This window comes from Klenkia terrae (genome assembly GCF_037083865.1).
GTDB lineage: Bacteria > Actinomycetota > Actinomycetes > Mycobacteriales > Geodermatophilaceae > Klenkia > Klenkia terrae.
The window spans coordinates 1-7261 of the sequence record NZ_JBAPLV010000054.1 but is presented as its reverse complement, the minus strand read 5'-3'; the positions used below and the strand labels follow the sequence as shown (position 1 = coordinate 7261).

General features: G+C 76.2%; 5 protein-coding genes. 3 read left to right on the top strand and 2 right to left on the bottom strand.

The window, feature by feature from the left end; translation table 11 throughout:
- Together UXQ13_RS23330 and UXQ13_RS23325 are read right to left on the bottom strand one after the other, a co-directional pair.
- On the bottom strand, positions 1 to 904 hold a 904-nt coding region (locus UXQ13_RS23330; RefSeq protein ID WP_336393089.1), incomplete at its 3' end, for a M56 family metallopeptidase.
- A gap of 4 nt (positions 905 to 908) precedes the next feature.
- Positions 909 to 1256 (bottom strand): BlaI/MecI/CopY family transcriptional regulator, encoded by a 348-nt coding sequence (locus UXQ13_RS23325; RefSeq protein ID WP_225235298.1) that lies wholly within the window; start codon positions 1254 to 1256, stop codon positions 909 to 911.
- Between the two features lie 115 nt (positions 1257 to 1371).
- Here UXQ13_RS23325 and UXQ13_RS23320 point away from each other — a divergent pair, with 115 nt between their 5' ends.
- From UXQ13_RS23320 to cydC, 3 genes are all read left to right on the top strand, one after another.
- Positions 1372 to 2940: a cytochrome ubiquinol oxidase subunit I gene (locus UXQ13_RS23320; protein ID WP_336393088.1), complete on the top strand. Its 1569-nt coding sequence runs from the start codon at positions 1372 to 1374 to the stop codon at positions 2938 to 2940.
- Between the two features lie 10 nt (positions 2941 to 2950).
- On the top strand, positions 2951 to 3958 hold the full coding sequence (cydB, locus tag UXQ13_RS23315) for a cytochrome d ubiquinol oxidase subunit II (RefSeq protein WP_336393087.1): 1008 nt from the start codon (positions 2951 to 2953) through the stop codon (positions 3956 to 3958).
- A partial coding sequence (gene cydC / locus UXQ13_RS23310; protein WP_336393086.1) for a thiol reductant ABC exporter subunit CydC occupies positions 3955 to 7261 on the top strand: 3307 nt, incomplete at its 3' end. The genes cydB and cydC, both read left to right, overlap by 4 nt.

The following is a 7261-nucleotide window of genomic DNA, read 5'->3' as shown; positions in this document are numbered from 1 at the left end:
GGGTGGGGACGGCGACCAGGGCGACCGCCGAGCCCACCGCCAGCGGGCGCGCCCACCGCGGGAGGGGCGCCGGCGGGTCCAGCAGCCGGGTGACCCGGGTGGTCAGCACTCCCCCGCCCGCCGCCAGCGCACCGCGGGGCGCCCCGCCGTCGGCGGCGGCGACGATGGCCTTGGCCAGGGTCCGCCGGGACGACGCACCGGCCAGGCTGCGCAGGGCGACGTCGTCGGCGCGCATCTCGACCAGGTCCCGGACGGCGTCGTGCGCGCGGTCGGCGGCCGGCAGCACCGGCAACGCCTCGCGCCAGGCGACGAAGGGCAGCAGCAGCAGGTGGTGCCGCTCGGCCAGGTGCGCCCGCTCGTGCGCCACCACGGCGGCCAGCTCGCCCGGCGCCAGCTCGGCGACCATCCCCGACGACAGCACCAGCAGCGGACGAGCGCCCGGGATGCAGAACGCCGCCGGCACCGGGGACTCCAGCACCCGCGCGTCCACGCCGGGCACCGGGTCGACCAGCAGCTCCAGCAGCGCCCGGTGCCGGGCCCGGGTCCGCGCGGTGCGCACCAGCGACAGCACCAGCACGCCGACCAGCTCCAGCGCGAGGACGGCGGCCAGCGTCTGGGCCACCCAGTGGTCCCCGCGCACCGGGTCGGCCGGCTGCGCGCCGGTGAACCAGTGCCGCAGCCACGCCCACCACGCCTCGGGCAGCGAGCCGCCCCACGGCGAGAGCCCGTGCACCAGCAGCGCGCCGATGATCGACAGACCCCCGGCCAGCCCGACCGCCTGCCAGCACACCAGCGCCGCGAGCGGGTCCCGCCGGGTCCACGCCGCCCGCCCGAGCACCACCGGCACCGGCCAGGCCAGCGCGAACGCCAGCAGGCCGAGCAGCAGGGCGCTCAGCGGCAGCACGGGGTCAGGGGTTGTCGGCGAGCAGGGCGCGCAGCATGTCGGCCTCGCCCGGGGAGGCCGAGCCGATGAACCGGGCCAGCACGGCCTGCCGGTCGGCGGCCTGGCCGAGCACCTCGTGCATCAGGCCGGCGGCGTGCTCCTCGCGGGTGGCGCGGGCGGCGAACCGGCGCGGCCGGGCCTCGTCGTGGGCCACGAAGCCCTTCCCCTCCAGGCGGGTCAGCACCGTGTGCACGGTGGTCAGCGCCAGGCCCCGGTCGGCCAGCGCGTCGCGCAGCTCGGCCGCCGACACCGGGGCGGTGCGGGACCACAGCTGGTCCATCACCGCCCGCTCGAGCTCCCCCAGCGACTCCACGGACACCCCCTGTCGGTCGACTCACCCGTGTCTTTTCTACCGGATGTAGAAATTAGCTTCTACGTGGCGTAGAAAGAAGTGGACCGATCGTACGACAGGCAGAGAGGCCGCCGCGGTGGACGTGCTCGAGATCGCTCGTTGGCAGTTCGGCATCACGACCGTCTACCACTTCCTGATGGTCCCGCTGACCATCGGGCTGGGACTGCTGGTCGCCGTCATGCACACCATGTGGGTGCGCACCGGCAAGGCGGAGTGGCTGCGGATGACCCGGTTCTGGGGTCGCATCTACCTGATCAACTTCGTGCTCGGGGTGGCCACCGGACTGGTGCAGGAGTTCCAGTTCGGGCTGGCCTGGAGCTCCTACTCCCGCTTCGTCGGCGACGTCTTCGGCTCGGTGCTGGCCCTCGAGGCGCTGCTCGCGTTCTTCCTGGAGTCCACGTTCCTGGGCCTGTGGATCTTCGGCTGGGGCCGGATCCCGAAGAAGCTGCACCTCGCCGCTCTGTGGGCCGCCGTCGTCGGCTCGATCATCAGCGCGTACTTCATCATCGCGGCCAACTCCTGGATGCAGCACCCGGTCGGCGTCGTGCTGGACACCAGCAGCGGCGAGCCCCGGGCGCGGCAGGTCGACTTCCTCGCCGTCCTGACCAACAACACCGCGCTGGCCGCCTTCAGCCACGCGATCGTGGCCTCGCTCATGGTCGCCGGCGGACTCCTGGTGGGCATCGGCCTGTGGCACCTGCGCAAGCGCTCGCTGGCCGGCCGCCCGACCACCGAGGTGGATCACCAGGTGTGGCGCCGGTCGGTGCGGGTCGGTGGCTACGTCTCGCTGGCCGCGTTCATGCTGGTCGCCCTCACCGGTGACTGGCAGGGCAAGCTCATGTTCCAGCAGCAGCCGCTGAAGATGAGCTCGGCCGAGGCACTGTGCACGACCGAGGCCCCGGCGTCGTTCTCGATCTTCGCCCTGTCGAAGCTGGGCAGCAACGAGTGCGACGACGTGCGTTCCTTCACCGTCCCCTACGTCTTGAGCTTCCTGGCCAACGGCGACTTCTCCTCCCCCGTCCCCGGGGTGAACGACCTGCAGGAGCAGTACTCCGAGGCCTACGGGGCGACCTACCCCGACGACCCGAGCTTCGGCGACAAGGCCGGCGAGCCGATCGACTACACGCCGGTCCTCGCCGTGACCTACTGGGGCTTCCGGCTGATGATCGGGATGGGCGCGGTGTCCGCCGGCGTCGCGGCCTACGCGCTGTGGGCCACCCGCCGCGGCCGGGTGCCGACGTCGCGGATCGGCGTCTACGGCTCGCTGCTGGCCGTCGGTGCACCCTTCGTGGGCAACGCCGCGGGCTGGATCTTCACCGAGATGGGCCGCCAGCCCTTCGTCGTCTACCCGAACCCCGACGTGCCGCGGGCCGACCAGGTCTACTTCTTCACCGCCCAGGCGGTCTCCCCCGGCATCTCGGCCACCGAGGTCTGGACGTCGCTGATCTCCCTCGCCGTCCTCTACGGGGTGCTGGCGGTGGTCGAGTTCGGGCTGATCGTCCGGTTCGCCCGGCAGGGCGTGACGGACGGCGACACCACACCGACCCCGGGCATCGGCGGCGGCAGCACCCACCGGGACGACGACGACCCGCCACCGCGCGCCGACGACGACGCCAGCGACGACGTCCTCCAGTTCGCGTACTGAGGAGACAGACATGGACCTGCAGACCCTCTGGTTCGTCGCCGTCGCGGTGCTCTGGACCGGCTTCCTCCTGCTCGAGGGCTTCGACTTCGGCGTCGCGGCACTGATCCCGGTGCTCGGCCGCAAGCCCGCCGACCGGCACCTGATGCTGCGCACCATCGGCCCGCTCTGGGACGGCAACGAGGTGTGGCTGGTGACCGCCGTCGGCGCCACGTTCGCCGCCTTCCCCGGCTGGTACGCCACCTGGCTGCCGGCCATGTACCTGCCGTTCGTGCTGGTGCTGGTCGGGCTGATCGTCCGGGCGGTGGCCTTCGAGTGGCGGCACTCCAGCCACGACGAGCGCTGGGACGCCGCCTGGACCCGGGTCATCACCACCGGCTCGTACATCGCCGCCGGCGGCCTGGGCGCCGCGCTCGGCGCCACCACGCTCGGTCTGCCGGTCGGCGAGGGCGGCGTCCGGGTGGGCGGGGCCTTCTCCGGCTGGTCGTGGCCGGCGCTGCTCGGCGCGGTCGCGGTGCTCGCCTACTCCGTCGTCCACGGTGCGGTGTTCCTGTCGCTGAAGACCGACGGCGACCTGCGGCACCGGGCCCGGGCGTTCGCGCTGCGCTGGGCGCCGCTGGCCGCGCTGCCGCTGCTGGCCTGGGCCGGCCTGGTCTGGCTGCGCTCCGGCGGGGTCGTCACGGCCGCGACGCTGGTGGTGGCCGTGGTCGCCGTCGTCGTCACCTGGGTGCGGCTGGCCGCCGGCCGCGAGGGCCAGGCGTTCACCGCCTGGGCGGTGGTGCTGCTGGCCTCGATGGCCACGGTGTTCGGCGCGGCCTTCCCCGTCGTGCTGCCCTCGACGATCGACCCGGCCTTCGACGTCCTGGTCTCGACCGCCTCGGTCAGCGACTACACGTTGACGGTCATGACCTGGGTCGCCGGCTTCGGCCTGCCGGTCGTGCTGGGCTACCAGGCCTGGACCTACTGGGTGTTCCGCAAGCGCCTCACCGCGGAGCCGGAGCACGCCGAGGCCGCGGCGTGAGCAGCGGCCCGAGCAAGGGCCCGCTCGCACCGCTGGACGGCGTCCCCGGCGTCACCGGCGCCGTCGTCCGGGCCGCGGTCGTCGCCCTGGTGCAGACCGCCGGCCTGGTCGGGCTGGCCGCCGGGCTGGCGCACGGCATCGCCGCCGTGGTGGAAGGCGCGTCCCCGCTGCCGGCCCTCGCGCTCGCCGCGGCCGGCGCGCTGCTGCGAGCCGGTGCCGGCACGGTGGGTGCCGTGCTCGCCGCCCGCGACGCCCGCCGTAGCGAGGACCAGCTCCGTGACGCCCTGCTGGACCGGTTGACCCGCTCTCCCGCCGCGGTCGAGGCCGCCGGCGGCACCGGCCCCGCCGCGGTGCTGGCCACCACCCGGCTGCACGACCTGGCCCCGGCGCTGGCCACCTACCTGCCGGCGTTCGCCCAGACCGTCGTCGTCCCGCCGGTGCTGCTGGTCGTGCTGGCCGGCACCGACCTGCTCTCGGCCGTGCTGGTCGCGCTCACGCTGCCGCTGGTGCCGGTCTTCATGGTGCTGGTCGGGAAGTACACCGCCGACCAGACCGCGGCCGCCGCCCGCGCGCTGGACCGGATCGCCGGGCACGTCGCCGAGCTGGTCCGCGGCCTGCCGGTGCTCACCGGCCTGGGCCGGGCCGCCGAGCAGACCGCCGCGCTGGCCCGCCTGGGCGAGGACCACCGCCGGACGACGACGGCCACGCTGCGGCTGGCCTTCCTGTCCGCCCTGGTGCTCGAGCTGATCGCCACGCTGTCGGTCGCCCTGGTCGCGGTGACCGTGGGCCTGCGGCTGGTCGAGGGCCACCTCGGGCTGGCCGTCGGGCTGACCGCGCTGCTGCTCGCGCCGGAGGCCTTCGCCCCGCTGCGGGCGCTGGGGTCGGCCTACCACGCCAACGCCGACGCCGGGCAGGCCGCGGCCGAGGCCCGCGCCGTGCTCGCCGCCCCGGACCTCACCGCCCCGGCCGGCACCCCCGCCGACGACCCGCGGGGAGCCCGCGTCGTGCTGGACGGCCTGTCGGTCGCCCACCCCGGCCGGACGACGCCCGCGCTCGCGGCCACCTCGGCGACCCTGCAGCCCGGCGAGCTGGTCGCGCTGACCGGCGCCTCGGGCTCGGGCAAGTCCACCCTGCTGGCGGCGCTGGCCGGCACCCTGCCCACCTCGGCCGTGGTGACCGGCGCCGTCGCCGGGGTGCCCGGCCGGGTCGCCGTCGTGCCCCAGCACCCGCGCACGCTGGGCGACACGGTGGCCGACGAGCTCCGGCTGCACGCCGGCATCGACCCGTCGGACCCGCTGGACGCCGTCGTCGCGGAGGGCCTGGTGGTCGACGCGCTCGCCCGGGTCGGCGCGGGCGACCTGGCCGGACGGCGCTGCCGCACGCTGTCCCCCGGCGAGCTGCAGCGGGTGGCGCTGGCCCGGGCACTGGTGCGGGTCCGCCGGGGTGCGGAGCTGCTGCTGCTCGACGAGCCCACCGCGCACCTGGACGACGCGGCCACCGCGCGGGTGTCCGCGGTGCTGGCCGACCTGCGCGGCACGGTGACCGTGCTGCTGGTGACCCACGACCCGGCACTGGCCGCCCTGGCCGACCGCGAGCTGGTGCTGACCGCCGTGCCCTCCCCGGCCGCCGTCCCCGCCCGCCGCGGCAAGGGATCCGTTGCACCCCCTCAGCCGGCCGCGACGGGGAGCACGGGATCCCTTGCCGACTCCCCCGGGATCTCCTGGCCGCGGCGGGCGGTCGCCCGGGCGGTCGGCACCGGCACGCTGACCGCGCTGTCCGGGGTGGCGCTCACCGGGCTGTCGGGCTGGCTGGTGGTGCGGGCCGCCGAGATGCCACCGGTGCTGACCCTGCTGGTGGCCATCGTCGGGGTCCGCGGGTTCGGCCTGCTGCGGGCGCTGACCCGGTGGGCGGAACGGCTCACCGCGCACGACGCCGCGCTGCGGCTGGCCGCCGACGCCCGGGTGCAGGTCTGGCGGGCACTGGCCCGGCAGGGCGTGGCCGCCGAGCGCTCCCCGGGGGCCGTTCTGGGCCGGGTGGTCGGTGACGTCGGGCTGCTGCAGGACCTGTCGGTCCGCGTGCTCACCCCGCCCGCCGTGGCCGCGGCGACCGTGCTGGTCGGCTGCGGCGTGCTGGCGCTGCTCTCCCCGGTCGCCGCCGCGGGCGTGCTCGCGGTGCTGCTGGCCGTGGCGGCGGTCGTCGCCGCGCTGCACCGCCGGGTGGACGCCGACGCCTCCCGCACCGAGACCGCGCTGCGGGTCGAGGCGCTGACCGAGACCGGCACGCTGCTGGAGGGGGCCGTCGACCTGCGCGCCCACGGGCTGGCCGGTGCGGCCGGCGACCGGGTGCAGGCCCTCGCCGCGGCCCAGCGGACGGCGGCCGCCGGTGCCGAGCGCAGCCAGGCGTGGGCCGACGGCGCGGTCTCCCTGGGCACCGGCCTGGCCGCGGTGGTCGCCGCCGCGCTGGCCTGGGCGTCCGGGGTGTCCGGCCCGGTGCTGGCGGTGCTCGCGCTGGCGCCGCTGGCGCTGGCCGAGCCGCTGACCGGCTGGGTCGGGTCACTGCAACGACGCGGCGCCTGGGACGACGTCCGGCGCCGGCTGGACGACGTCCTCACCGCCCCGGTCGCGGCCGACCCGGTGCACCCGGAGGACGTACCGGTCCCCGTGGACCGGCTGGCCGCCGAGGGCCTGGTCGCCGGTTGGCCGGGTGGCACCGACGTCCTGCGCGGCGTGGCGCTGACCGCCGACCGCCAGGGCTGGCTGGTCGTCCGCGGTCCCTCGGGGGTCGGCAAGTCGACCCTGCTCGCCGTGCTGATGGCGGCGCTGCGGCCACGGGCGGGCGACTACGCGGTGGCCGGGGTGCCGGCCGAGGCGCTCACCGGGGACGACCTGCGCGCGGCGATGGCGTGGCTGCCGCAGGAGGCGCACGTGTTCGCCTCCACGATCCGGGCCAACCTGGCGCTGGCCGGACCGCGCGGCGCCGTCGACGAGGACGCGATGCTGGCGGCGCTCACCGCCTGCGGGCTCGGACCGCTGGTCGCCGGGCTGCCGGACGGGCTGGACACCCCGGTCGGCTCGGGCGGGACGGCGCTGTCCGGCGGGGAGCGGCGCCGGCTGGCCGCGGCGCGGGCGCTGCTGGCCGACCGGGACGTGGTGCTGCTGGACGAGCCCACGGCCCACCTGGACCGGCCCACGGCGGAGGCCCTGGTCAGGGACCTACGGACGGCGCTGACGGGCCGGGTCGTGGTCTGCGTGACGCACGACGACCGTGTCGTCGGGCCCGACGACACGACCCTCACCCTCGAGT

Coding starts and splice junctions, on each gene's coding strand:
- cydB (WP_336393087.1), top strand. CDS start 2,951: ATGGACCTGCAGACCCTCTGGTTCGTCGCCGTCGCGGTGCTCTGGACC.